Genomic DNA, 22,825 nt, shown 5'->3' with positions numbered 1-22,825 from the left:
CGACAATGAAGACGCTTCTCACGAGCATCGCGCTTTTCGCCGCCATCGGCTGTTCCGTCACCGTCGCTTCGGCGGCGGAGGAGAGCCATGATCTCGCCGCCCAGGCCACGCATGCGATCGCCGGCAATCACTTCCCGGTCATCAAGCCCGAGGAGCAGAGCTGGTCCTTTGCCGGACCCTTCGGCAAATACGACAAGGGCCAGCTGCAACGCGGCCTGAAGGTCTATAAGGAAGTCTGCTCCGCCTGCCATTCCATGAGCCTCGTTTCCTTCCGCACGCTGGAGGATCTCGGCTATTCGGAGGAGCAGGTGAAGGCTTTCGCCGCGGAATATGAAGTGCAGGACGGGCCGAACGCCGATGGCGAAATGTACAATCGCAAGGCCGTGCCTTCCGATCATTTCCCTTCGCCTTTCCCCAACCATGAGGCGGCCGCTGCCGCCAACGGTGGAGCGGCCCCGCCCGACATGTCGCTGCTCGCCAAGGCGCGTGGCGTGGAGCGCGGCTTTCCGCAATTCATCATCGACATGATCCCGATCGTCGGTGGTTATCAGGAAGGCGGCCCGGATTACATCCATGCGCTGCTGACCGGATATCAGGATCCGCCGGCCGGCATAAAAAACCCGGATGGTTCGGAGTACAAAGTGTCGGAAGGCACGCACTTCAATCCGTACTTCGTCAGCGCCACTTCCTTAAAGATGGCGCCGCCGATCAGTGCCGATCAGGTAACCTATGACGACGGCGCACCGCAGACCGTGGACCAATATTCCAAGGACGTTGCTGCGTTCCTGATGTGGGCGGCAGAACCGCATCTGGAAGAGCGCAAGCGCACCGGCTTCATGGTCATGGTGTTCCTGTTCATCTTCACGGCGCTGATCTATCTCACCAAGAAATCGGTCTACGCCAACAAGGAACATTGATCGGCATCCAGATGCCTGTCAGTCATTGGCCCCCACGGTCTTCCGTGGGGGCCTTTTCATGTGTCGAGAGGGATGGTGGAAATGAAGACAATTCGTAATGGCGGCTGCCTGTGCGGCTCCATCCGCTTCGAAGCGAAGGGCGAGCCCGGTAATCCGCACACTTGCTCCTGCGATATCTGCCAGCGGCATTCTGGCGCCCCCAGCCTTGCCTGGGTGGAGTTCGAGAAGGATGCGGTGACATGGACGGGAGAGGGCGGCGCGCCTTCGACTTTCCGATCCTCCGATTATTCCAGCCGGGCCTTCTGCCCGAGCTGCGGCAGCACGCTTGGCGCCATCGACGACGCGCCGACGGTTGCGCTGGTCTCGGGAAGTTTCGATGACAGGGACGACGAGGCGCTGCGGCCCCTGTCGCATTCCTTCGAGGATGTCTGCCCGGTCTGGGCGCGGATCGAGGGAATGTCGCAGGCGGAATGAGCGCCGGTCCTTTTTAGTTGGTCCGCAGCCGTCAAGTTGATAGGGTGGTTCGAACCTTCTGATCCATTTCCCTTATCTCAACTGGAAATACCATGACCGTTATCGCTTCGGAGCTTTCCGCTGCCATCCGTTCCATTCCCGACTATCCGAAGCCGGGCATCATCTTCCGGGATATCACGACGCTGCTCGGCAACCCCCGCGCTTTTCGCCGTGCCGTGGACGAACTCGTGCAGCCCTATGCGGGAACGAAGATCGACAAGATCGCCGGCATGGAAGCACGCGGCTTCATTCTGGGCGGTGCGGTGGCGCATCAGCTATCGGCCGGCTTCGTGCCGATCCGCAAGAAGGGCAAGCTGCCGCACACCACCGTCCGCGTCGCCTACAGCCTTGAATACGGCGTCGACGAAATGGAAATGCATGTGGACGCGGTCCAGCCGGGCGAAAAGGTCATTCTGGTCGACGATCTGATCGCCACCGGCGGCACTGCCGAAGGTGCGGTCAAGCTTTTGCGGCAGATGGGTGCGGAGATCGTTTCCGCCTGTTTCGTTATCGACCTGCCCGATCTCGGCGGCCGCAAGAAGCTGGAAGACCTCGGTGTCGAGGTGCGGACGCTGGTGGAGTTTTCCGGCCACTGAGATAGTAACGGGGCAATGGCGACGCTATTGCCCCGATACTTTTCTATTCGAATTCCAGAACGCCGCTCTGGAAGGTCAGCACCGTCTCTCCAGACTGGTTGACGCCCTCGTTAAATGTGGTGTTCAGCCAGACGCCAGCTCTGGATTCCAGCGCTCGGGTGTCGAGCAGGGTCACGAAATAGGTGACATCGTCTCCGGCAAAGACCGGTTTTTTCCATTTCAGTTCGCGAAAGCCGGGGGAGGGGCCGAGTTTGGGCGGCTCAAGGCCCTGTAGCTTCAACCTTTTCACCTCTTTGGCCCAGTGAGAGAGGAAGCATTTCATCCAGCCTGCGCCGGTGTGCCAGCCGGAAGCGCAGAGAGCGCCGAAAACGCTGTTCTTTGCGGCCTCCGCGTCGAGATGAAAGGGCTGCGGATCGAAATCGCGGGCAAAACGGATGATGTCTTCGGCGGAAAAATGCAGCGTATCGAGGGTGACGCGTTCGCCGATGGGAGAAAGTTCTGCCAGTTTCATACTGCAACGCCTCCATTGCCGCGCATCAGGAACATCACGGTGTTTTCCCCGTGCGATACCAGAACGCCGCGCTGGTTATAAAGCTCGTGGCGTAATTTCACGAGGCCGATGCCGGGGCGCGACGCGGAGGGCCGCTGTTCCAGCACGATGGATTTTCCGATAAGCGTATCGCCCGCCAGAACCGGCTTTTTCCAGTCGACGAAATCGATGCCCGGGCTGCCCTGTGAGGTCGAATTCGAGATGTAGCTGTCCGCCATCATCCGCATCAGCAGGCTGCAGGTGTGCCAGCCGGAAGCCGCCAGCCCGCCGAGAATGCTCTGGCGGCCAGCCTCTTCGGAAAGATGCATCGGCTGTGGGTCGAATTCGCTGGCGAAGGCGATGATCTGCTCTGCGGAAATCGATTGTGGGCCTAAAGGAAATTCCCGACCGACGGAAAAATCCTCATAGGCATATGTCGCGACCGGCGTCATGGTTTCCTCCCTTCGCACAGTCAATATCGGCGGCATCTAAAATGATTTTTCCCTTTACGTAAAGGTCAAATCGGGGATGCGATGCGGAGGAATGGGGCGAGCGGGTGCTGCTTGTTCCTTCTCCCCGAGTGGGGAGAAGGTCGCGGCGCCGGGATGAGGGGGTGAGGATCGAGATATTTGGAGAGCTAGCCCCCTCATCCCTTCGGGCCACCTTCTCCCCGGCGGGGGAGAAGAAACCGTGCCGCAATGTTCGGTTACCCTTCTTGGCGGACCTTATCGAAGTCGCCAAAGGCCAGATCAGGTATTGAAGCGGAAGTGGATGACGTCGCCGTCCTGAACCACATATTCTTTGCCTTCGTCGCGAGCCTTGCCGGCTTCCTTCGCGCCGACTTCGCCCTTGAAGGCGACATAGTCGTTGTAAGCGATGGTGTTGGCGCGGATGAAGCCGCGTTCGAAATCGGAGTGGATGACGCCGGCGGCCTGCGGGGCCTTGGTGCCGCGCTCGATGGTCCAGGCGCGGCATTCTTTCGGGCCGACGGTGAAATAGGTGATGAGATCGAGCAGCTTGTAGCCGGCGCGGATCAGGCGGTCGAGGCCTGCTTCTTCGAGGCCGAGGGCGGAGAGGAATTCCTTCGCCTCTTCATCGGGAAGCTGCGCGACTTCGGATTCGATCGCGGCGGAGATGACGACGGATTCGGCGCCCTGGGCCTTGGCCATTTCGGCTACGGCCTTGGTATGTTCGTTGCCGTCGACGGCGTCGCTTTCGGCGACGTTGCAGACGTAGAGAACCGGATGCGCGGTGAGGAGGTTGAGGCCCTGAAGGATGCGCAGTTCCTCGGCATCCAGCGTGGAGAGCAGGGTGCGGACGGGCTTGCCTTCGTTCAGAAGCTTGAGCGAGGCTTCCATCAGCGGCAGCTGCGCCAGCGATTCCTTATCCTTGCCGGTGGCGCGCTTGCGGGTCTGTTCCGTGCGGCGCTCAAGGCTTTCGAGATCGGAAAGCATCAGCTCGGTCTCGATGGTTTCGGCATCGGCCACCGGGTTGATGCGGCCTTCGACGTGGGTGATGTCGTCATCCTCGAAGCAGCGCAGAACGTGAACCACGGCGTCGACTTCGCGGATATTGGCGAGGAACTGGTTGCCGAGGCCTTCGCCCTTCGATGCGCCGCGCACCAGGCCGGCGATGTCGACGAAGGAGATGCGGGTGGGGATGATTTCCTTCGAGCCGGCAATGTCGGCGAGGATTTTCATGCGCGCATCCGGAACCGCCACTTCGCCGGTATTCGGCTCGATGGTGCAGAAGGGATAGTTGGCCGCCTGCGCCGCTGCCGTTTTCGTCAGCGCGTTGAAGAGAGTGGACTTGCCGACATTCGGCAATCCAACGATACCGCATTTGAAGCCCATGGCTTGAAACCTGTCCGTTTGAAAGAATTCGTTGAGGAGCCTTTTGCGGAAACGGCAGGGCAAGGTCAAGCCCGCGGGCCGATTTGTGCGGGCAAAGCCTCTTTAATGGTGCGGAATTTCGGGCAGGGTTGCCGATGCTGCGGTTGCGGCGCAATATGAGCGGGTCAAGCGATCGATCTTTCGTCATCAACGGGGTTTTCCCATGAACAACCGCGATGAGCGACAGGCACGAGCGACCATGATGAGTGACAGTCCTGTCGATCTCAAGCCGAAACCGAAAGTCAAACCGAAGCTGGAGCGGCCGAAGCTCTACAAGGTCATTCTGCTGAATGACGACTATACGCCGCGCGATTTCGTGACCGTCGTCCTGAAAGCCATCTTCCGCATGAGTGAGGAGACCGGCCACCGGGTGATGATGACGGCGCACCGCTTCGGCAGCGCGGTCGTCGTTGTCTGCGAGCGCGATATCGCCGAGACCAAGGCCAAGGAAGCGACAGATCTCGGCAAGGAAGCGGGATTTCCGCTGATGTTCACCACCGAGCCGGAGGAGTGAGCGTTAATCCTGCCGGATCTGAAAGCCCGTCTTGTCCTGCACGAAACCGCAGCTTTCGTAAAAGGCGTGGACCTCCGGACGCTGCCGGCCGGTCAGCAGCATCACCTTGTAGCAGTTCGCCGCAAAAGCCGCCTCGACGGCATGGCGCACCACCGCACGGCCATATCCGCGGCCGCGACGGTTTTCCAGCGTCACCACGTTTTCGATAAGGGCATAGGGGCGGGCGGCGCGCGTCAGGTTCGGAACGATCTGCAGTGTGGCGGTGGCGACTGTTTCTTCGCCTTCGGTCGCGAGAAACACGGTCAGGCCCGGCTGGGCGAGCATGGCCGCGAAAGCCGTGTTCGCTTCTTCTGCCGTCATTTCAGGGTCGGACGGATTGAGCGCCCGGTAAAGGTCAAGCAATCCGGCCAGATCGCCGGCTCCGGCTGCGCGCAGGACGGTGGGCTCCGAAGACATTCGCGATCTAGTCCTTCTTGCTGAACATACGCTTCAGCATTTCGGCCATTGGGCCGGTTTCCGGCAGCTTTTTCGGCTGGGCGCTGTTGCGTGCCTGATGGATGTGGGACTGTGCGGCGGGCTTGGCTGCCTTGGCCGGCTTTTCGGCTTCCGGCTTGCTGCCCGTGGCCAGCGCCAGCTTGTTCATCAGCTGCGAATCCTCGGCTTTCACCAGCATGGCGGCGTTATCGGCAATGGCGTCCAGAAGCGGATCGAGCCAGACCCGGTCTGCCTTGGCGAAATCGCCGAGCACATGGCCGTGCACCCGCTCCTTGTCACCGGGATGGCCGATGCCGAGACGCAGGCGGCGATAGTCCTTGCCGCAATGAGCGTCGAGCGATTTCAGGCCGTTATGGCCGCCATGGCCGCCGCCGGTCTTGATGCGGGCGCGGCCGGCCGGCAAATCCAGTTCGTCGTGGATGGCGATGATGTCTGCCGGCGCAAGCTTGAAGAAGCGCATGGCTTCGCCGACGGACTCACCCGAAAGGTTCATATAGGTCAGCGGCTTCATCAGCAGGACCTTCTCGCCGCCGATCTCGCCTTCGGAAATCTCCGCCTTGAATTTTTTCGACCAGGGCGCAAAGGACGGCAGGCGCTGCAGCGCATCGACGGCCATGAAGCCGATATTGTGACGGTTTCCCGCATATTGCGCGCCGGGATTGCCGAGGCCTGCGATGATCTTCATGGGGCATGTCCGCGTGTTGCCAGATGATGCTGTTGTCACCACCCCGAAAACCGCCGGCTGTCAATCTTTTTATGGATTTGGGGCTTTTATGGAATTTCGGATGGGCTCAGGGGCTGACGAGATTGTAGCGGTCGAATATCCGCTGCTGCGTTCCATCGGCGATCAGCCTGTCCAGCCGGGCCTGTAATTTCGCGATGACCTCGTCGGGCACGCTTTTGTTGCAGGCAAGCCCAAGCTGCTGCCGCGAGAGAGTTATCACTTCGCTGAAAGTGTCGGCGGGCAGGCTTTTGAAGGTGCTTTCAGACATGGGCATCAGGTCGATGCGGCCGGCCTTAAGCTTGTGAAGCGTGATCTCGAAATCCGCGCCGACATCCACCTGCGGGAAACCGAGCTTTTCCAGAAGCGCTTCGGTGTAATCTCCACGCTGGGTTCCCACCCGATATTTCCTGGCATCCTCAAGGCTGGAGGCTTCGATATTCGCGTTGCGGCGCGCCACGAGAATGTTGCGGTCGATATGGATCGGCGAGACCCATTTGAACTGCTTTTCCCGCTCCGGCGTTCTCGCAGCGGCGAAGACGCAGTGCATGGACTGCGTTCTGGCCAGTGCGATGGCCCGCGCCCAGGGCATGACGGCGACCTCGTAGCTGGTGCCGGTGTCCTCGAGCACGGTTCTGAGCTGGTCGAAATAGACACCCCGCACACTGCCGTCGCTGGCCTGCAGATTATAGGGCGGATAGACCTCGGTGGTCAGGAAGAGCTTGGCCGCGCTGGCCGGAGTGGCGAGCGCAAGAAAGATCAGGCAAAAGCGGATCAATCCCATGGCTGCCCCCTGCGGTTCATGCTTGCCGCGCCGCAGCGCGGTTTTGCCCGGACGCCGTGTCGAGTGAGGCGATCAGCCTTTCGACCGGCTGCGGACGTGCGAAGAAATAACCCTGCCCGAAATCTGCGCCTATATCGGTCAGAAGCGCCTTCTGTTCTTCCGTCTCGACGCCTTCGGCAATGACGGCGCAGTTCATCTTGTGCGAGATGGCCGCGATGCCTTCGACCAGCATGCGGTTGCGCTGCCTGATGTCCATCCTGTCGTCGCAGATCGAGCGGGTGAAGGACTGGTCGATCTTGACGATATCGACCGGAAAACGGCTGAGATAGCTGAGCGAGGAATAACCCGTGCCGAAATCATCCAGCGCGATGCGGCAGCCGAGCTGGTGGATGGCATTGAGGATCGCCCGGATTTGCGGATCGTCCTTCATGATAACGGCTTCGGTGATCTCGATGACCAGCCGTCTGGGAAGAATGCCGTGGCGGTGCAGAACGCCGGCAATGCGCGTCGGCAATCCCGGTTCGAATTGCAACGGTGAGAAATTCACCGCCACATAGGTCTGTTCCATGCCCGGCAGGCGCGACAGCCTGGCGAGATTGGCGATAGACTGATCGAGAATGACATTGCCGATGCGGTGGATAGTGCCGTTTTCTTCCGCAAGGCTGACGATCGCGGCCGGGGAAAGCAGGCCCTTGTCCGGATGGTTGAGACGCAGCAACGCCTCGAAACCCGCCGTCTGGCCGGTGGCGAGGTTTTGAATCGGCTGGAAATAGGCCTCGAACCAGTCTTCGGAAAGCGCCTGCGCGATATCCCGTTCCAGTTCGGCATGTTCGCGCGCCCGGTCCATGATCGAACTGTCGAAGACCTGCGAGCCGTTCTTGCCCGTGCGCTTGCGGGTATACATGGCCATGTCGGCATTCTGCAAAAGCTCGGAGGCGCTGGCGGCGTGAAGGGGATAGACCGCCATGCCGATGCTGGCGCTGAGGCGGATGCTGTTGCTTTCGATCTCGAAGGGCGTGTCCAGCATGGCGCAGATGCGCTCGCAGAATTGCAGGGCGCGCTCTTCCACCTTGTCGCCGGCCAGAAGGATGGCGAATTCATCGCCGCCAAGCCGCGATGCGCTGTCCAGCGGCGTCAGCAGCGGTTCGAGCTTCAGCGTGAATTGTTTGAGAACGGCGTCGCCCGCGGCATGGCCGAGATTGTCGTTGATCGCCTTGAACCGGTCGAGGTCTATGAAAAGGCAGGCCAGCTCGCTGCCATTGCGGTCCGCATCGCGGATCTGCAGGTCAAGAATGGCCTCGAAGCCCTGGCGGTTGAAAAGGCCGGTCAGGTGGTCGGAGATGGCCTGCTGGCGGTTGCGCTTTTCCGACTGGCGCAGTTCGGTCACGTCCGTCATGACGCAGAGGCAGGTGCTCTGATGGGCCGCATCGCCGGAATCGAGGGCCTTTTCGAGGATGAGCGCATCCATGACGCTGCCATCCATGCAATGGAAACGCACGGTGATGCCGCTATGCGAGGCATCGGGCAAGGGATGAGCCGTCTTGCGCTGCTGAAAAAGAAGCCTGTCATCGGGATGGATGAGATCGGCGAAATTCAGGCCGAGTATCCGGGTGCGGTCGTAACCGGTCGCCTGCACCCAATAGTCACTGACGGCGGCAATGCGGTCGTGTCTGTCGAGTGAAAACAGCATGGCGGGCGTGCGGTTGTAGATTTCCGTCTTGCGCTCATGCGCATTCTTGATCTCCAGCTCTTCCTTTTCGAGCTGGGTCTGCATTTCGTTGAAGCTTTTCGCCAGCCGGCCGATTTCGTCCTTCGAACGCCAGTCGACGTGGTGGCGCGAGCCGAGACGCCGCGTCGCCTCGATGGCGGCCGCCAGCCGCATCAGCGGGCGGATGACCATGAAACGGTTGCCGGCGATGGCGGCAAGAACGATGGTGAGGACGGCGAGGATGAAAATCGTGATGAAGGCCAGTTCGGTGCGGCTCAAAGAGGTCAGAAGGCTGACATTGTCGTAATAGATCGTCAGTTGCCCGACGGTGACGGAGCCCTTCGTGGTCTTGTAGGTCACTTCGCGTGTTGTCGAGGCTGCATCCTGAATGATGTCGCTGCCGGCCGTCTGGACGATATCGAGCTGGCCGGACGTATCCCTGACCTCGACCATCCTGATCATGGGGTCGGAGATGAGGGTGCCGGTAATCTGGTTTATGGTGTCGTCATCAAGGTCCCACAGGGGCCGGGCCAGCGCCTGCGCATTGGTCGACAGCAGAATCTCAAGGTGGTTACGCTGGCTGCGAATGGCCTCGTGGTAGGAAAGCGTCAGCAAAAGCGTGAAGAGCGGGGCGACCACTGTAAGAAGTGCGCCGGAAACAATCGCGATAAAGCGACTTTCGACGGAATGAGCCATGTTCGATTGCAGCTACCCTTTGCCCCAGACTTGCTGCGCTCCGCTTCGTCCGCCCGGAGGGTTTTGCGAGGATTTTCGGCAAAAGCCTGTTTTCCCACGCATTTCCTCAGCCCGGCCGGTGTTTCACGACAGCGCGAGGGTATCGTTTCATGGAAGTGTTAATCGACACTGAAACGGGTTCCGTATCAGGTGAGGATGGCAAGCTTTCTGGTTTTAAAGTTCATAAAAACTAAAAGGCCCGTTCCGAAAACGGAACGGGCCTCATTGTTCAAAGCTGTCCGGCCTTGCGGCCGCCGATTATTCCTCGGAAGCTTCTTCGGTCGTTTCTTCTGCAACGCCAGCGGCCGGAGCGACGATCGTTGCGATCGTGAAGTCACGGTCGGCGATAACCGGCGTGATGTTCTTCGGCAGCTTCACATTCGAAATGTGGACATTGTCGCCGATCTTCAGACCAGCGAGATCGACCGTGATGAATTCCGGAATGTCGTTGGCCGGGCAGTGGAATTCCACCGTGTGGCGAACGATGTTCAGAACGCCGCCGATCTTGATGTCCGACTTTTCTTCGTTGACGAAGTGAACCGGAACTTCGACGTTGACGAGCGTGTTGCCCGAAACGCGCAGGAAGTCGACGTGCATGGTGAAGTCGCGGACCGGATCAAGCTGGTAGTCCTTCGGGAGAACCTTGATCTTCTTGCCGTCGACGTCGATGATCGCAACCGTCGTCATGAAACCGCCAGCGTGGATACGCTTGGTGACTTCGTTGGTCGAGAGCGCGATAGAAATGGGGGCCTGCTTGTCACCATAGATGACAGCGGGAATCAAACCGTTGCGGCGAAGTTCACGAGAGGACCCCTTACCAACTCGTTCGCGCGCCTCGGCCTTGAGCTCATACGATTCTTTGCTCATGGCAATTCCTTTCGAGGTTATATGGAGAGTTCATGCCGAACGAAGCGGCCTGAACCGGAGAGGCCAAAGGCCATCCCGCCCGCGTTGCCTCCAAGGGTGTCTACACGGGTGCGGGCGCTATAATACAAACGGGGCATAAAGACAAGAGCGGCCCGTTTTTGATGGGTGCCGCTTTATAATTTTATTAGAATTTACTAATTCACTCGCTTGTTGCAACCTTTAATATATGCTTATCCATGCACATAAACCCGGTGAAAACTTGGCGAATGATAAGGCTATGCAAAATTCCAATTGCGTAGATGACAATGCTCAAAGTTCTCCAGTGCCTCACCATCGATCACGACTATCGATACACCGCCGCAGCGGTCTTCGTCTGCATGCTGGGCAGTTTCGTTTCGATGCGCCTTTTTTCGAAAGCACGGCTGGCGACGGGGGTGCAGAAGGTCAACTGGCTGTTTCTGGCGGGCGTCAATGGCGGGGCGGCGATATGGACCACCCATTTCGTGGCGATGCTGGGCTATGTCGCAGCGGGCGATGTCGGATACGATCCCTATCTCACCGGGCTGTCGCTTCTGATCGCCATTACCACGACGACTGCCGGTTTCGGCATTTCCGCCTATGGCGGGCGCAGCGTGCTGGTGGAAGCCGGCGGAGTCGTCCTCGGCCTCGGCATTGCGGCGATGCATTACACGGGCATGGCCGCCTACAATGTTCAGGGCATGATTTTCTGGGATCGGGCCTATGTCATCGCCTCGCTGATATTGGGGGCGGTGCTGGGCGCCATTGCGGTCAATCGCATTTCCCGGCCCCTCAACCGTTTCTGCCAGTATAGCGCGGTGGCGTTTCTCATCCTGGCCATCGCCTCGATGCATTATACCGGCATGGCGTCGATGTCCTTCGCCTTCGACCCGCGCATCGTCATTCCGGAAAACCTGCTGCCGCCGGCGATCATGGGCGGAGGCGCCATTGCGGTGACGCTTCTGCTTCTGGCGCTCGGGCTCTCCACCTATGTCATCGATGCCCAGTCCACCCAGCAGGCGGTTGCCCGCTATCGCCATCTTTCGTTGCACGATCCGCTGACGGGCATTCCCAACCGGGCGGCATTCATCGAACATCTCAATCGCCGCACACGCCATGTCTCGCTCGGCGCGCATACCGCGCTTCTGTCCATCGATCTCGACCGTTTCAAGGAAATCAATGACGTGCATGGCCATGCGGCGGGCGACGCCGTGCTGCGCGCCATCGCCGACCGCGCAAGTTCCGTGCTGAAGACCGGGGAGTTTCTGGCGCGCATGGGCGGCGATGAATTCGTGGCGATGACCCACTCCTATTACACCCGCGCCGACGGCGCGGAATTCGCCCAGCGATTGATCGAGCAGATCAGCAAGCCGGTGGAATGGAACGGACAGACATTTTCGGTCGGCGCAAGCGTCGGCATATCGGTTCGCAATACCGGCTCCATCGATGCCGATACGCTGATGGCTCAAGCGGATGTCGCCATGTACCGCGCAAAAAGCGGCAGTTCCGATACGATCTGCTTCTACGACAAATCCATGGACGAGGCCGCGCGTGAGCGCAATGCGCTTGCCATCGCCATGCGCAGCGGCCTCGCCAATAAAGAGTTCGAGCTTTATTACCAGCAGCAGAACGACACAAAAAGTGGCAGCATCGTCGGTTTCGAGGCGCTTTTGCGCTGGAACCATCCCGAACGCGGCATGGTCTCCCCGGCAGAGTTTATTCCCATCGCCGAACAGACCGGCTTTATCGTCGAACTGGGCGAATGGGTTCTGAGAGAAGCCTGCGCGCAGGCCGCTCAGTGGAAAAAATCGCTCGCCATTGCCGTAAACGTCGCGCCGCAGCAGCTTGCGGATAATGATTTTCCCGACAAGGTTGAGAAAATTCTCGCCGAGACGGGGCTCGCGCCGGAAAGGCTCGAGCTGGAAATCACCGAAGGCAGCATCATCGCCGACCATCGCCATGCGCTCGTCACCATCCGCAAACTCAAGTCGCTCGGCGTCAAGATCGCCATGGATGACTACGGCACGGGCTATTCCTCGCTTTCGACGCTGCAGAGCTTCCCCTTCGACAAGATCAAGATCGACCGCGCCTTCATCGATGGCCTGTCGACCAACGTGCAGTCGGAGGCGATCGTTCGCTCGACGCTCATCCTGGCGCACAGCCTCAATATTCCGGTGCTTGCGGAAGGGGTCGAAACCAAGGCCCATATCGAGTTCCTGCGGCGTGAAGGCTGCCTGCAGGTGCAGGGCTTCTTTTTCGGCAAGCCCGGACCGCTGACCTCCATCGCCAATCTCGTGGACGATACGTTCCTCTCTGCCGAAGATGAAACGGACGTGACCGCCGGCCGGCGTTATTTCAAGGCGGTCCGATAGTCTGGCGCAGCCCGCGGCCGCACCCGGCAAGGCCGGTCGCGAAATTTTTTGTTGAAACATGGCCGCTTCCAGCGCACCATCGCCGAAAAGCTTTGGGAGGAGCGTATGCCGACAGACATCGCCCATGCGGAACGCGTGTATGAAACCGCGCGCCATCGTTCCGCCGCCGCAAGTTCTCCGATTGTCGCCTCTTGGCGTCGCTGCATGGTCAAACATCATCTTGCACCGGAGGAAAACCGCAAGCCGATCTTTCTCAGCGAGTATGAATTCCGCCGCGCCCGCGAAAGTGCGGCCGGCCTGATCGCCGAAAGCACGGATGAACTCGACCGCATTTTCCAAAGCGTCGGCAAATCCGGCTGCTGCCTGCTTTTGACCGATGCGCAGGGCGTTGCGCTGGAGCGGCGCGGCGCCTCGGGCGACGATCGAGATTTCCGGGCACTCGGCCTCTGGTCCGGGGCGGTCTGGAGCGAAGAAAGCGTGGGCACCAACGGTATCGGCACGGCGCTGGTGGATGAGCGCTCGGTGGTGGTCTACCGCGACCAGCATTTCTTCACGTCGAATACCGAACTCTGCTGCACCACGGCCCCTATCCGCGACCACACCGGTCGGGTGACGGGCGCGCTCGATATTTCCACCTGCCGCGACGACATCAACGAGATGACTTTCTCCTTCGTCACCCAGGCGGTGAAGGATGCGGCGCAGCGTATCGAAGGTAATCTTTTCCGCCGCGCCTTTCCGGGTGCGCGCATCGTCGTTGTGCCGAGCGGGTTCGGCGCGGCGCTGTCGCTGCTGGCCGTGGATCAGGACGATCTCGTGCTGGGTGCGACCCGTGCCGCACGCCTTGCACTGAAGCTGGACGACGCCCGCATCGCGCAGGGACTGCCCGCCGCCGACGTTCTTCAGGAACAGCGCCACGATGGCGGTTCCGATCTTGCGGAAGCGGAACGCTCGGCGCTGCGGCGCGTGTTGTCGCGCACCAACGGCAATGTCACGCAGGCCGCTTCCCTGCTCGGCATCAGCCGCGCCACGCTTCACCGCAAGATGAAGAAATTCGACGTGCACTAAGGTGCGTGCGGGTGCGTTCCGGCCAATCATGCCGGATCGAGGCGCCTTTGTCGCAGATGTGAGACAATGTGCGCTGCGGAACCGCGCCGCCCCTCTACCGAACCGCGCCATCTAGGCCCACCTTCCTCCCATGCGGTCCGCTGCGGATCGTTTTCATCAGGGAGGATGAAATCATGAACATTCAGGTTCAGCAGAAAGCGGGCGAAGCGCCCTTCAAGCTGAAATACGGCAATTACATCGGCGGCAAATGGGTGGAGCCGAAATCCGGCCGCTATATGGATAATCTTTCGCCGGTCACCGGCCACAAGATCTGCGAAGTGCCGCGCTCGGACGCATCCGACATCGAGTTCGCGCTCGACGCAGCCCACAAGGCGCGCGACAAATGGGGCAAGACCAGCATAACCGAGCGCTCCAACATCCTGCTCAAGATCGCCCAGCGGATCGAGGACAATCTCGATCTCATCGCCCGGGCCGAAACCTGGGATAACGGCAAGCCGCTGCGCGAAACCACCAATGCGGATATTCCGCTCGCCATCGACCATTTCCGTTATTTCGCGGGCTGCATCCGCGCCCAGGAAGGCACGATCGGCGAAATCGACAACGATACCGTCGCCTATCACTTCCATGAGCCGCTCGGCGTCGTCGGCCAGATCATTCCCTGGAACTTCCCGATCCTGATGGCCGCGTGGAAGCTTGCACCGGCGCTTGCCGCCGGCAATTGCGTGGTGCTGAAGCCTGCCGAACAGACACCGGCCTCGATTCTCATCGTGATGGAACTGATCGAAGACCTGCTGCCGCCCGGCGTCCTCAACATCGTCAATGGCACGGGGCTCGAAGCCGGCAAGCCGCTGGCCCAGAGCAACCGCATCGCCAAGATCGCCTTTACCGGTTCCACCTCGGTCGGCAAGGAAATCATGCGTTATGCGGCCGACAACGTTACCAACATCACGCTGGAGCTGGGCGGCAAGTCGCCGAACATCTTTTTCGCCGATGTGATGAACGAGGACGATGCCTTCCTCGACAAGGCGCTCGAAGGTTTCGCCTTCTTCGCGCTCAATCAGGGCGAGGTGTGCACATGCCCGTCGCGTGCGCTGGTGCATGAATCGATCTATGACCGCTTCATGGAAAAGGCGATCAAGCGGGTTCAGGCCATCAGCCAGGACGATCCGCTCAATCCGTCGACCATGCTGGGCGCACAGGCCTCGCAGGAACAGTTCGACAAGATCATGAGCTATCTGGAGATCGGCAAGAAGGAAGGCGCCAGGGTTCTGACCGGCGGCGACCGCAAGACGCTGACGGGCGATCTGAAGGATGGCTATTACATCCAGCCGACGGTCTTCGAAGGCAACAACAAGATGCGGATTTTCCAGGAGGAAATCTTCGGGCCGGTTGTTTCCGTCACCACCTTCAAGACGGTGGAAGAGGCGCTCGAAATCGCCAATGACACGGTTTACGGTCTGGGCGCAGGCGTCTGGAGCCGCGATACCAACATTGCCTATCGGGCCGGCCGGGGCATCGAAGCGGGCCGCGTGTGGACGAACTGCTATCACGTCTATCCGGCAGGCGCTGCCTTTGGCGGTTACAAGCAGTCGGGCATCGGTCGCGAGACCCACAAGATGATGCTCGACCATTACCAGCAGACCAAGAACCTACTCGTGTCCTACAGCCCGAACAAGGTCGGTTTCTTCTGAGGTCCTCCCCGGAAGCCGGCGAGGGGCTGTGGTGCCAGATCGCCGGCGTGTTCCCAGGGGCTTCGGCCCCTGGGAGCCCGGCTTCAAACAGAAAGGCCGGAGGTTTTGCCTCCGGCCTTTTGTCGTTGCGCTTTATGCCGCGTAACGCTGGTCCCGTTGGCGGGGGCCGCCGACCGAGAACTGCCCCACCTGTTCGGTCAGGCCGTCCGCCTCGCTGGATAGCGAGAAGGCGGCGGCCGTCGTTTCCTCCACCATGGCCGCGTTCTGCTGCGTTACATGGTCGAGTTCGTTGACGGAGGCGTTGATTTCGCTGAGGCGGCCGGACTGTTCGCGCGATGCGGTGGCGATCTCGCCGATCTGGTCGTTGACCGACTGGATGCGTTTCTGAATCTGCTCGAGGCTTTCACCCGTCTTCAGCACCAGCGCCACGCCGCTTTCCACATCGCCCGCCGAGGTGGCGATCAGCGTGGTGATGTCCCGGGCGGCAGCTGCCGATTTCTGGGCCAGTTCACGAACCTCCTGCGCCACAACGGCAAAGCCCTTGCCGGCTTCGCCGGCGCGCGCGGCTTCCACACCGGCATTCAGTGCCAGCAGATTGGTCTGGAAGGCGATCTGGTCGATGACGTCGATGATCTGGCGGATCTTGGCCGACGAGGTCTCGATGCGTTCCATCGCGACGATCGCTTCTTTAACGACGGCCGTGGACTTGTGCGCATCCTGCATCGTGCCCGCCGTCGCCTCGACGGCGACATTGCAGCGCGACAGCGAGAGATTGACGGCCTGCGTCATGTCTCCGAGCGCTGCTGCCGCTTCCTCGAGTGCTGCGGCCTGGCGTTCGGTGCGCCGCGACAGGTCTTCCGACGCGCTTTTCAGTTCGCCGGAGCCGGAGCGGATGGCATTGGCGCTTTCGCCGATGTTGGAGATGGTCGCTTCCAGGCCCGCCATGGAGTTGTTGAAGTCGATGCGCAGATGATCGAGCGACGGCACGAAGGATTTGTCGATGCGGAGATCGAGCCTGCCGGCCGCGAGATTGGCAAGACCGGTGGCGAGTGCGTCGACAGCCTCTTCCAGTTCTTTCGCGCTTCTTGCCTTTTCCATCTCCCGCTGGGCGCGTTCTTCGTCCAGTTCTTCGCTCTTGCGATGGGATTCGGCTTCCATGCGCTGCTTGTCCAGAATGCCCTGACGGAAGGATTCCAGCGCGCGCGCCATGATGCCGATCTCATCGCCACGGGAAACGGCCTTGATCTCGATGTTGTTTTCACCGCCGTTCAGGCGTTCCATCAGCCCCGCAAGACCGGTCAGCGGCTTGGTCAGGCTTGCGGAAACGAAAATGCCGATCAGCGTCATGATCGCAAGCACGGCCAGTGTCGCGACCGTCGCCCAGAAGGCGAGATCGTTGGCGGCGGCGAGAACCTTGCTTTCCTGCTGGCCGATGGCCAGAAGATGCTTCTGTCCGAAGACGGAGACCGGGCGATAGGCATAGAAGATGTTGCCCGCAGGTGTCTGCGCCATCACCGTTCCGGCTTCGGTTGCGTTGGAAAGGGCGGCGAGACTTTGGGAAACGGCGGCATCAGCGCCGCCCGAGAGTACGCCGGCCCGACGTTTGCCGTCGGCGCTCAGGAGAACGGCGTCATCGATGGTCTTGCCGGTTTCCTCGGGCGTTACCACCGCGCCGATGCGATCGGCGGCGATGCGCATGATGACGGCGCCCTTGCGCTGGAGCTGGCCCCAGTTGGAGACGGCGAGCGGCATGCCGATCATGGCCGAATCATTTTCGCCGCCGCTGAAGCCGGTGGTGCTGACGACGCCGTCCTTGCCGGCTTCGATGCGGTCGAACAGCTCCTTGATCGCGGCGTTCTGCGGTTCCGTCACGCTGGTGAGGAAGTTCTTCCCCTTGGTCACGGTGTAAATAATGAGGCCGGTCTTGTCGATCACATAGATGTCGCTGACACGGGTGTTGCGCCAGACGCTGGCGATGGCGGCGTTGATGGTGGCGTGGCGAATGGCGTAAAGCAGTCGCAGGCCTTCGCCGTTGAAGGAGGCGCGCTCCTCTTCGGAGACGCCCTCGCGGCGGAAAGCCTGGATGATCGCATCCCTTTCCGTCGGTACAACGGTGGTCATCGTTTCCAGCGCCTGTGCGACCGCGGCGTTCTGCGACAGTTCGGAAATGCTCTGTTCGACGCGCAAAGTATAGGCGTCAAGCTGCTTGGACTGGTTGCCTGCAACCGTTTCGAGCCTGATTTCGCTGGCGTCGATCAGTCCCGACTTCCCCATCTCGTAGGACAACAGCCCCACGGAAAGACATGAAACCAGCGTCGCGCCCGTGACGAGCGCTGCGAATTTGGCCTTGATCGACAATGATTTAGCTTTGACAGCAGTCGGATTTACACCCGGCATCCTGTTTCCTCCCCCCAAAAAACGTGGCCATACCGTGGCAAAAATTGTTTACGGTCGCGTTAAAAGCGCTGGGAATTGTACGATTATTTCCCGCATACCGTGAAAAAATAGTCGGCCGCCACTGGCGCGTTTCCCGTAATAAAACTGCAATAGAACGGGCGCATATCGAGTGAAGTTCAACGGCTGTTCATGTTCATGCAAGCTTTCCGCACTCCTTCTCTCGCCACTATCAATGATGTCTGCGGACTGAATGCGGACGGATATGACGGAGCCAGCGTGAAACCGAGGCCGGATTTCGCCGTTGTAGTGCCCATGCACAATGAGCAAGCGAGTGTGGAAACGCTCGTGGCGGAGATTTTTGCCGCCTGCCAGCCTGTCGGCGCCTTCGAGATCGTGGTGGTGGACGACGCATCTTCCGACGGCACGGTCAATGCGGTGCTTGCGCTTGGCGACCGTTACCCGATGCTGCGGCTGGTCCGGCACGATCGTCAGGGCGGACAGTCTGCGGCGATCCACAGCGGTGTGCAGGCGGCGCGTGCGCCGGTCATCTGCATGCTGGATGGAGACGGGCAGAACCCGCCGGATAATCTGCCGGCTCTTCTCGCGCCGCTTCTCTCCGCCACCGCTCCCAGCCGGCTCGGCCTTGTGGCCGGCCAGCGTGTCGGCCGGCGCGATACGCTTGGAAAACGCCTTTCCTCCCGCTTCGCCAACGGGCTTCGGGCGCGGATATTGAAGGACGGCACGCGCGACACCGGCTGTGGGCTCAAGGCCTTCCGCCGCGAGGCCTATCTCGCCTTGCCCTATTTCGATCATCACCACCGCTATTTCCCGGCGCTGTTCAACCGCGACGGCTGGCAGGTCACCCATGTCGACGTCACGCACCGGGCGCGGCTGCACGGGAATTCCCATTACACCAATATCGGCCGCGCGCTTGTCGGCATCCACGACCTGATCGGCGTCGCCTGGCTGTTGCGCCGGCGAAAGCGCTCAAGCTGGGCTGAAACTTTCAAAACGGAGACATCGCCGTGAATGCACCGGCTTTATGGTCCATGCTGCATGTGAACAGCTGGAAGGAATTTCTGTGGGTCTGCACCGGCTTCATGGGCCAGATGCTGTTTACCATGCGTTTTCTGGTTCAATGGATTTCTTCGGAACGGGCGAACCGCTCGGTCATTCCGGTGGCCTTCTGGTATTTTTCCGTTCTCGGCGGTCTGGTGCTGCTTTCCTACGCCATCTGGCGGCGCGATCCGGTCTTCATTCTGGGCCAGGCGTCCGGCCTTTTCATCTATGCCCGAAATCTCTGGTTGATTCATGCAGAACGCCGCCAGCATGCATGAGGCGGCGACCCTGCCTTACGCGCAGGCAGGCGATGAGCGCCGATGGCTGACCTTCGCGTTTTCAGCGATTGTCCTCGTAACCGCGTTGCGCGTCCTTGGGCTGGCCTTCAACCGCACCGACCTTTTCGTCGATGAGGCGCAATATTGGCTATGGGGCAGGGAGATGGCGCTCGGCGCCTATTCCAAGCCGCCTCTGATCGGCTGGCTCATTCGCGCGGCAACCGTTCTCGGCGGCGGCGAGGGCACGTTTCAGGTGCGGCTGGCCGCACCCGTGGTGCATGGCGTGGCGGCGGCGGCCATTCTTGCGCTCGGCCGCATGATCTATGATGTCAGGCTGGCATCCCTGGCCGCCCTTATCTATCTGACCCTGCCGGCCGTAACGCTCGGCAGCCTGCTGATCTCGACCGATACGCCGATGATGCTGTTCATCGTGCTGTCGATGATCTCCGTGCGGAAGCTTGCGCTGGCCCGCAGCGAGGGCAGGGCGGCGTTGGGCTGGAGCATCGCCCTCGGTCTCTGCTTCGGCCTCGGGCTGATGTCGAAATATGCGATGATCTATTTTCTGCCCTGCTTCATCGCTGCCGGCTGGCTCTGTGAGGCGTGGCGCGTCCGGCTGCGTGACGCGGCGATTGCTGCGCTCGTCTGCGCTGCCGTCATCGCGCCCAATCTGTGGTGGAACGCGGCGCATGATTTCATGACCGCGCGCCATACGGCGGATAATGCGAACTGGCATGGCGTCCAGCTGAAGATCGGTTCCGCGCTGGAGTTCTTCTTTTCGCAGGCGGGCGTGGTCGGACCATTCGTTTTCGTCGGCATGATCGTCGCAACAATTCGCGCGAAGAATGCCGAAACCCGGGCGCTGATCGCCCTTTCGGTGCCGATCGTTCTGCTGATTACCGCGCAGGGTCTGATGTCACGGGCGCTCGCCAACTGGGCGGTCGGGGCCTATGCGGCCGGCGTGCTTCTGGCGGTGCCGGTTCTGGCGTCGCGGCGCTGGCTTATCGTGTCCACGCTTGTGCTTGGTAGCATCGTGGCCGTCGCGCTGCCGCTGATGACCATTGCCGGAACGCAATTGCGCCTGCCGAAAGGTGAACTGGCGATGGCGCGGTATCTCGGGCGCGCCGAGCTGGTGTCGACCGGCCTGTCACGGGCGCGCGAGGCGGGTGCGGACGCCATCGTCGCTACCGACCGTTCGATACTTGCCGAGCTTTTTTACCAGCTCCGGGATGAGAAGCAGGTGATGACGCGCGCGCTGCCCGAAACCGGCGTGCCTTCCAGCCACTATGCGCTTCTTTACCCGCTGAAACCTAGCGAGGCGAAAAATCCCCTGTTCCTGGCAAGTGCGGATGGCCTGCCGGCCTGCCTTGCCGGCGAGGCGCCGGTCGCCCGCTGGACCGCCGGGCCGGGTTTCCTCGAGGGCAGGGAAATCGGCCTCTGGCGCGTGCTGCCGCGATGCATGCCGGAGGGCAGCAATGGACAATGATCTTTCGCATATGCGGATCACGATCTGGGTGACACTCGCCACATTGGCGCTCGTCATCCTGTTCGCGACCTTTCCCTCGATCGATCTCAGATTCTCCGCCCTGTTTTTCTCGCCCATCGAGCAGCCATGGTCCGGGCGTGAGCCGTTTCCCGAATGGTTGCGGGATACGCTGCGCGAAGGTACGGAGCTTGCCACCCTTCTGGCTTTCGTGATTCTTGTCGGCAATCTTCGGCTGGGCACGCTGCAAAGAACCGGCTGGCGGGTGTGGGCCTTCCTGTGCGGGCCGGTGATCCTCTGCGCCGGGCTTCTCGTCAATGGCGTGCTGAAGGCGACCATCGGTCGCGCGCGCCCATTCAGCGTCGCCGAATTCGGCGGGCAGCAGCTTTTCACGCCGCCTTTCCAGTACAGTGCGCAATGTTATTCGAACTGCTCGTTTTCCTCCGGCGAAACCGCGCTGATCGCCAGTTTCTTCCTGCCGCTCTGCGTGCTCGTCTGGCCCCGGCTGCAACGGCGCGGACGGTTGATGATGGGAAGCATCGCTGCCGGTATGATCGTCCTCATGTCCGGCTTGCGCATCGCGGCCGGCGGGCATTTCCTCAGCGATGTGGTGATGTCAATCCTGTTTTCCGCCCTCACGACCCTGTTTCTCTACCGGGCGCTGGTGATCGGACGTCATCGCCATCTGTTTACCGGCGATGCGGTCACAGCCGATACGGTCAGTATCTGGCGTAACGGTCGCCATGCCGTCCTGACCCGGGTTCGGCGCTGGTGGCCGAAAATCAAGGCCGCAGCCTCACGTCTGCAACGGCCGCCGGATGCGGGCACGGCATCGTCTTAAGAGGAACTTCGAAGTTCGCTTCAATGAGGTGAATGGCGAAGCGCGCCAGACACTCCTGCGTCATCCTCGGACTTGTCCCCGAGGATCTGCGACCTGTTGATTTATTTAACATGACTAGGTCCTCGGCACAGGGCCGAGGATGACGTCGATGGAACCGGCGATTTCAAGATGGACCGCAGCCTGCCCGGAAATCTAAACCGGGCGGCAATTCGCCAAGCCGCAGAATGATTGCCGAGGTCTGCCGCAGCTTCTCAGTCGAACAGGCCGGAAACCGACTGTTCCTGGGCGGTGCGGTTGATCGCTTCGCCGAGCAGGCCTGCGGTGCTGACCACGCGGATATTATGCGCGGACTGGACGCCGGTGGTCGGCTGGATGCTGTCAGTGATGACGAGTTCGCGCAGCTTCGAAGAGGCCACGCGCGCGACCGCGCCGCCGGAAAGCACGCCGTGGGTGATATAGGCGGTGACGCTGGTGGCGCCCTTTTTCAGCAGCGCTTCGGCGGCGTTGCAGAGCGTGCCGCCGGAATCGACGATGTCGTCGATGAGGATGCAGTCCTTGCCGGAAACATCGCCGATGACGTTCATGACTTCGGATTCGCCCGGACGGTCACGGCGTTTGTCGACGATGGCCAGAAGACAGTCGAGACGCTTGGCGAGCGCACGGGCGCGGACCACGCCGCCGACATCGGGCGAAACCACCATGACATTGTTGGTGTCGTAATGGTCCTTCACGTCGCGGGCCAGAATGGGCGCTGCGAAGAGATTGTCGGTGGGGATATCGAAGAAGCCCTGGATCTGGCCGGCATGGAGATCGAGGGTGAGAACGCGGTCGGCGCCGGCTTCGGTGATCAGATTGGCGACGAGCTTGGCGGAAATCGGAGTGCGGGGGCCGGCCTTGCGGTCCTGGCGGGCGTAACCGAAATAGGGAAGCACCGCGGTAATGCGCTTTGCCGAGGAGCGGCGCATGGCGTCGATCATGATGAGAAGTTCCATCAGATGATCATTTGCCGGGAAGGAGGTGGACTGGACGATGAAAACGTCTTCGCCGCGCACGTTCTCGCTGATTTCTACGAATATTTCCTGGTCAGCAAACCGCTTTACAGTGGCATTTCCGAGAGGAACGTTAAGATACTTGCAGATCGCTTCGGCAAGGTGCCGGTTCGAATTGCCTGCGAAAACCTTCATTGCGGCCGCCTGTTTCCATGCCATCGCCTTGCATCACGGGGCTCAATCCACCGTAACCAAGCGTCGTTCAAGGGGAGGAACATCCGGCTGAAAAGCCTTTGCCGGATACGCCTTGTTGCCATGCGCGCCTTAATAGCGCTGTTGCTTCCGATTGCAAGAGGACTCCGCG

Annotated in this window: 21 protein-coding genes; 11 read left to right on the top strand and 10 right to left on the bottom strand. The window is 60.7% G+C overall.

All coding sequences use genetic code 11. The annotated features are described in order from the left end of the window. Positions 1-5: 5 nt before the first annotated feature. The 3 genes from ACIK7D_RS10395 to ACIK7D_RS10385 all read left to right on the top strand — a co-directional run bounded on the left by ACIK7D_RS10395 (position 6) and on the right by ACIK7D_RS10385 (position 2,026). On the top strand, positions 6-917 hold the full coding sequence (locus tag ACIK7D_RS10395) for a cytochrome c1 (protein WP_080816279.1): 912 nt from the start codon (positions 6-8) through the stop codon (positions 915-917). An 81-nt stretch (positions 918-998) separates the two neighbouring features. Next, positions 999-1,391, top strand: coding sequence for a GFA family protein (locus tag ACIK7D_RS10390; RefSeq protein WP_400156237.1), 393 nt, complete (start codon positions 999-1,001; stop codon positions 1,389-1,391). Between the two features lie 92 nt (positions 1,392-1,483). After that, complete coding sequence (locus ACIK7D_RS10385) at positions 1,484-2,026, top strand: adenine phosphoribosyltransferase (protein WP_003494623.1); 543 nt, start codon at positions 1,484-1,486, stop codon at positions 2,024-2,026. Between the two features lie 43 nt (positions 2,027-2,069). Here the strand turns inward: ACIK7D_RS10385 and ACIK7D_RS10380 are convergent, their stop codons facing one another. The 3 genes from ACIK7D_RS10380 to ychF form a co-directional block, all read right to left on the bottom strand. Then, positions 2,070-2,537, bottom strand: a complete 468-nt coding sequence (locus ACIK7D_RS10380) for a MaoC family dehydratase (protein ID WP_003523106.1) — start codon at positions 2,535-2,537, stop codon at positions 2,070-2,072. Further along, on the bottom strand, positions 2,534-3,007 hold the full coding sequence (locus ACIK7D_RS10375; RefSeq protein ID WP_400156236.1) for a MaoC family dehydratase: 474 nt from the start codon (positions 3,005-3,007) through the stop codon (positions 2,534-2,536). Before ACIK7D_RS10375 ends, ACIK7D_RS10380 begins: the two co-directional genes overlap by 4 nt. A gap of 297 nt (positions 3,008-3,304) precedes the next feature. Beyond that, complete coding sequence (ychF, locus tag ACIK7D_RS10370; protein ID WP_035260423.1) at positions 3,305-4,408, bottom strand: redox-regulated ATPase YchF; 1,104 nt, start codon at positions 4,406-4,408, stop codon at positions 3,305-3,307. A gap of 241 nt (positions 4,409-4,649) precedes the next feature. Between ychF and clpS the strand changes: the two genes are divergently transcribed. Next, positions 4,650-4,961 carry an ATP-dependent Clp protease adapter ClpS gene (clpS, locus tag ACIK7D_RS10365; RefSeq protein ID WP_026363868.1) on the top strand — a complete coding sequence of 104 codons (312 nt, stop codon included), beginning with the start codon at positions 4,650-4,652 and terminating at the stop codon, positions 4,959-4,961. Positions 4,962-4,964: 3 nt separating this feature from the next. Here clpS and ACIK7D_RS10360 read toward each other — a convergent pair whose 3' ends face one another. The 5 genes from ACIK7D_RS10360 to ACIK7D_RS10340 all read right to left on the bottom strand — a co-directional run bounded on the left by ACIK7D_RS10360 (position 4,965) and on the right by ACIK7D_RS10340 (position 10,271). Beyond that, entirely contained in the window at positions 4,965-5,417 is a 453-nt protein-coding gene (locus ACIK7D_RS10360; RefSeq protein ID WP_137003842.1) for a GNAT family N-acetyltransferase, read from the bottom strand. A 7-nt stretch (positions 5,418-5,424) separates the two neighbouring features. Further along, on the bottom strand, positions 5,425-6,141 hold the full coding sequence (gene pth / locus ACIK7D_RS10355; RefSeq protein WP_080816291.1) for an aminoacyl-tRNA hydrolase: 717 nt from the start codon (positions 6,139-6,141) through the stop codon (positions 5,425-5,427). A 106-nt stretch (positions 6,142-6,247) separates the two neighbouring features. After that, positions 6,248-6,961 (bottom strand): substrate-binding periplasmic protein, encoded by a 714-nt coding sequence (locus ACIK7D_RS10350; RefSeq protein ID WP_400156235.1) that lies wholly within the window; start codon positions 6,959-6,961, stop codon positions 6,248-6,250. 16 nt (positions 6,962-6,977) lie between these two features. Continuing rightward, positions 6,978-9,365, bottom strand: a complete 2,388-nt coding sequence (locus ACIK7D_RS10345) for a putative bifunctional diguanylate cyclase/phosphodiesterase (RefSeq protein ID WP_400156234.1) — start codon at positions 9,363-9,365, stop codon at positions 6,978-6,980. A gap of 297 nt (positions 9,366-9,662) precedes the next feature. Further along, complete coding sequence (locus ACIK7D_RS10340; protein WP_003522887.1) at positions 9,663-10,271, bottom strand: 50S ribosomal protein L25/general stress protein Ctc; 609 nt, start codon at positions 10,269-10,271, stop codon at positions 9,663-9,665. A gap of 305 nt (positions 10,272-10,576) precedes the next feature. On the opposite strand from ACIK7D_RS10340, the gene ACIK7D_RS10335 reads away from it, so the two are divergent. From ACIK7D_RS10335 to adh, 3 genes are all read left to right on the top strand, one after another. Then, complete coding sequence (locus tag ACIK7D_RS10335) at positions 10,577-12,661, top strand: putative bifunctional diguanylate cyclase/phosphodiesterase (RefSeq protein ID WP_400156233.1); 2,085 nt, start codon at positions 10,577-10,579, stop codon at positions 12,659-12,661. Between the two features lie 105 nt (positions 12,662-12,766). Further along, a complete protein-coding gene (locus ACIK7D_RS10330; protein ID WP_003522885.1) occupies positions 12,767-13,726 on the top strand; it encodes a helix-turn-helix domain-containing protein in 960 nt (319 codons plus the stop codon). A 173-nt stretch (positions 13,727-13,899) separates the two neighbouring features. Beyond that, positions 13,900-15,417 carry an aldehyde dehydrogenase gene (gene adh, locus ACIK7D_RS10325; RefSeq protein ID WP_127757805.1) on the top strand — a complete coding sequence of 506 codons (1,518 nt, stop codon included), beginning with the start codon at positions 13,900-13,902 and terminating at the stop codon, positions 15,415-15,417. 132 nt (positions 15,418-15,549) lie between these two features. Here the strand turns inward: adh and ACIK7D_RS10320 are convergent, their stop codons facing one another. Next, entirely contained in the window at positions 15,550-17,814 is a 2,265-nt protein-coding gene (locus ACIK7D_RS10320; RefSeq protein ID WP_400156232.1) for a methyl-accepting chemotaxis protein, read from the bottom strand. A 189-nt stretch (positions 17,815-18,003) separates the two neighbouring features. Here ACIK7D_RS10320 and ACIK7D_RS10315 point away from each other — a divergent pair, with 189 nt between their 5' ends. The 4 genes from ACIK7D_RS10315 to ACIK7D_RS10300 are packed head-to-tail and all read left to right on the top strand — an operon-like array spanning position 18,004 to position 21,472. Next, entirely contained in the window at positions 18,004-18,843 is an 840-nt protein-coding gene (locus ACIK7D_RS10315) for a glycosyltransferase family 2 protein (protein WP_400156231.1), read from the top strand. Between the two features lie 20 nt (positions 18,844-18,863). Further along, the gene (locus ACIK7D_RS10310; protein ID WP_031233742.1) at positions 18,864-19,151 is read left to right on the top strand and encodes a lipid-A-disaccharide synthase N-terminal domain-containing protein; all 288 of its coding nucleotides are present in this window, start codon (positions 18,864-18,866) and stop codon (positions 19,149-19,151) included. Further along, a complete protein-coding gene (locus tag ACIK7D_RS10305) occupies positions 19,126-20,634 on the top strand; it encodes an ArnT family glycosyltransferase (RefSeq protein WP_400156230.1) in 1,509 nt (502 codons plus the stop codon). Before ACIK7D_RS10310 ends, ACIK7D_RS10305 begins: the two co-directional genes overlap by 26 nt. Further along, on the top strand, positions 20,624-21,472 hold the full coding sequence (locus ACIK7D_RS10300; RefSeq protein WP_400156229.1) for a phosphatase PAP2 family protein: 849 nt from the start codon (positions 20,624-20,626) through the stop codon (positions 21,470-21,472). The genes ACIK7D_RS10305 and ACIK7D_RS10300 overlap by 11 nt, the downstream gene beginning before the upstream one ends. A 251-nt stretch (positions 21,473-21,723) precedes the next feature. Here ACIK7D_RS10300 and ACIK7D_RS10295 read toward each other — a convergent pair whose 3' ends face one another. Beyond that, complete coding sequence (locus ACIK7D_RS10295) at positions 21,724-22,656, bottom strand: ribose-phosphate pyrophosphokinase (protein WP_003522877.1); 933 nt, start codon at positions 22,654-22,656, stop codon at positions 21,724-21,726. Positions 22,657-22,825 lie beyond the last annotated feature (169 nt).

Origin of the sequence: Agrobacterium sp. P15N1-A (assembly GCF_044626815.1) — a bacterium.
GTDB lineage: Bacteria > Pseudomonadota > Alphaproteobacteria > Rhizobiales > Rhizobiaceae > Agrobacterium > Agrobacterium leguminum.
Note: the sequence above shows the minus strand (reverse complement) of the source record. Positions and strands in the feature narration are given on the sequence as shown.

Excerpts from the sequence above, each read along its gene's own strand:
- ACIK7D_RS10395 (WP_080816279.1), top strand. The coding sequence starts at position 6 with ATGAAGACGCTTCTCACGAGCATCGCGCTTTTCGCCGCCATCGGCTGT.
- ACIK7D_RS10390 (WP_400156237.1), top strand. The coding sequence starts at position 999 with ATGAAGACAATTCGTAATGGCGGCTGCCTGTGCGGCTCCATCCGCTTC.
- ACIK7D_RS10385 (WP_003494623.1), top strand. The coding sequence starts at position 1,484 with ATGACCGTTATCGCTTCGGAGCTTTCCGCTGCCATCCGTTCCATTCCC.
- ACIK7D_RS10380 (WP_003523106.1), bottom strand. The coding sequence starts at position 2,537 with ATGAAACTGGCAGAACTTTCTCCCATCGGCGAACGCGTCACCCTCGAT.
- ACIK7D_RS10375 (WP_400156236.1), bottom strand. The coding sequence starts at position 3,007 with ATGACGCCGGTCGCGACATATGCCTATGAGGATTTTTCCGTCGGTCGG.
- ychF (WP_035260423.1), bottom strand. The coding sequence starts at position 4,408 with ATGGGCTTCAAATGCGGTATCGTTGGATTGCCGAATGTCGGCAAGTCC.
- clpS (WP_026363868.1), top strand. The coding sequence starts at position 4,650 with ATGAGTGACAGTCCTGTCGATCTCAAGCCGAAACCGAAAGTCAAACCG.
- ACIK7D_RS10360 (WP_137003842.1), bottom strand. The coding sequence starts at position 5,417 with ATGTCTTCGGAGCCCACCGTCCTGCGCGCAGCCGGAGCCGGCGATCTG.
- pth (WP_080816291.1), bottom strand. The coding sequence starts at position 6,141 with ATGAAGATCATCGCAGGCCTCGGCAATCCCGGCGCGCAATATGCGGGA.
- ACIK7D_RS10350 (WP_400156235.1), bottom strand. The coding sequence starts at position 6,961 with ATGGGATTGATCCGCTTTTGCCTGATCTTTCTTGCGCTCGCCACTCCG.
- ACIK7D_RS10345 (WP_400156234.1), bottom strand. The coding sequence starts at position 9,365 with ATGGCTCATTCCGTCGAAAGTCGCTTTATCGCGATTGTTTCCGGCGCA.
- ACIK7D_RS10340 (WP_003522887.1), bottom strand. The coding sequence starts at position 10,271 with ATGAGCAAAGAATCGTATGAGCTCAAGGCCGAGGCGCGCGAACGAGTT.
- ACIK7D_RS10335 (WP_400156233.1), top strand. The coding sequence starts at position 10,577 with ATGCTCAAAGTTCTCCAGTGCCTCACCATCGATCACGACTATCGATAC.
- ACIK7D_RS10330 (WP_003522885.1), top strand. The coding sequence starts at position 12,767 with ATGCCGACAGACATCGCCCATGCGGAACGCGTGTATGAAACCGCGCGC.
- adh (WP_127757805.1), top strand. The coding sequence starts at position 13,900 with ATGAACATTCAGGTTCAGCAGAAAGCGGGCGAAGCGCCCTTCAAGCTG.
- ACIK7D_RS10320 (WP_400156232.1), bottom strand. The coding sequence starts at position 17,814 with ATGCCGGGTGTAAATCCGACTGCTGTCAAAGCTAAATCATTGTCGATC.
- ACIK7D_RS10315 (WP_400156231.1), top strand. The coding sequence starts at position 18,004 with ATGTTCATGCAAGCTTTCCGCACTCCTTCTCTCGCCACTATCAATGAT.
- ACIK7D_RS10310 (WP_031233742.1), top strand. The coding sequence starts at position 18,864 with ATGCTGCATGTGAACAGCTGGAAGGAATTTCTGTGGGTCTGCACCGGC.
- ACIK7D_RS10305 (WP_400156230.1), top strand. The coding sequence starts at position 19,126 with ATGCAGAACGCCGCCAGCATGCATGAGGCGGCGACCCTGCCTTACGCG.
- ACIK7D_RS10300 (WP_400156229.1), top strand. The coding sequence starts at position 20,624 with ATGGACAATGATCTTTCGCATATGCGGATCACGATCTGGGTGACACTC.
- ACIK7D_RS10295 (WP_003522877.1), bottom strand. The coding sequence starts at position 22,656 with ATGAAGGTTTTCGCAGGCAATTCGAACCGGCACCTTGCCGAAGCGATC.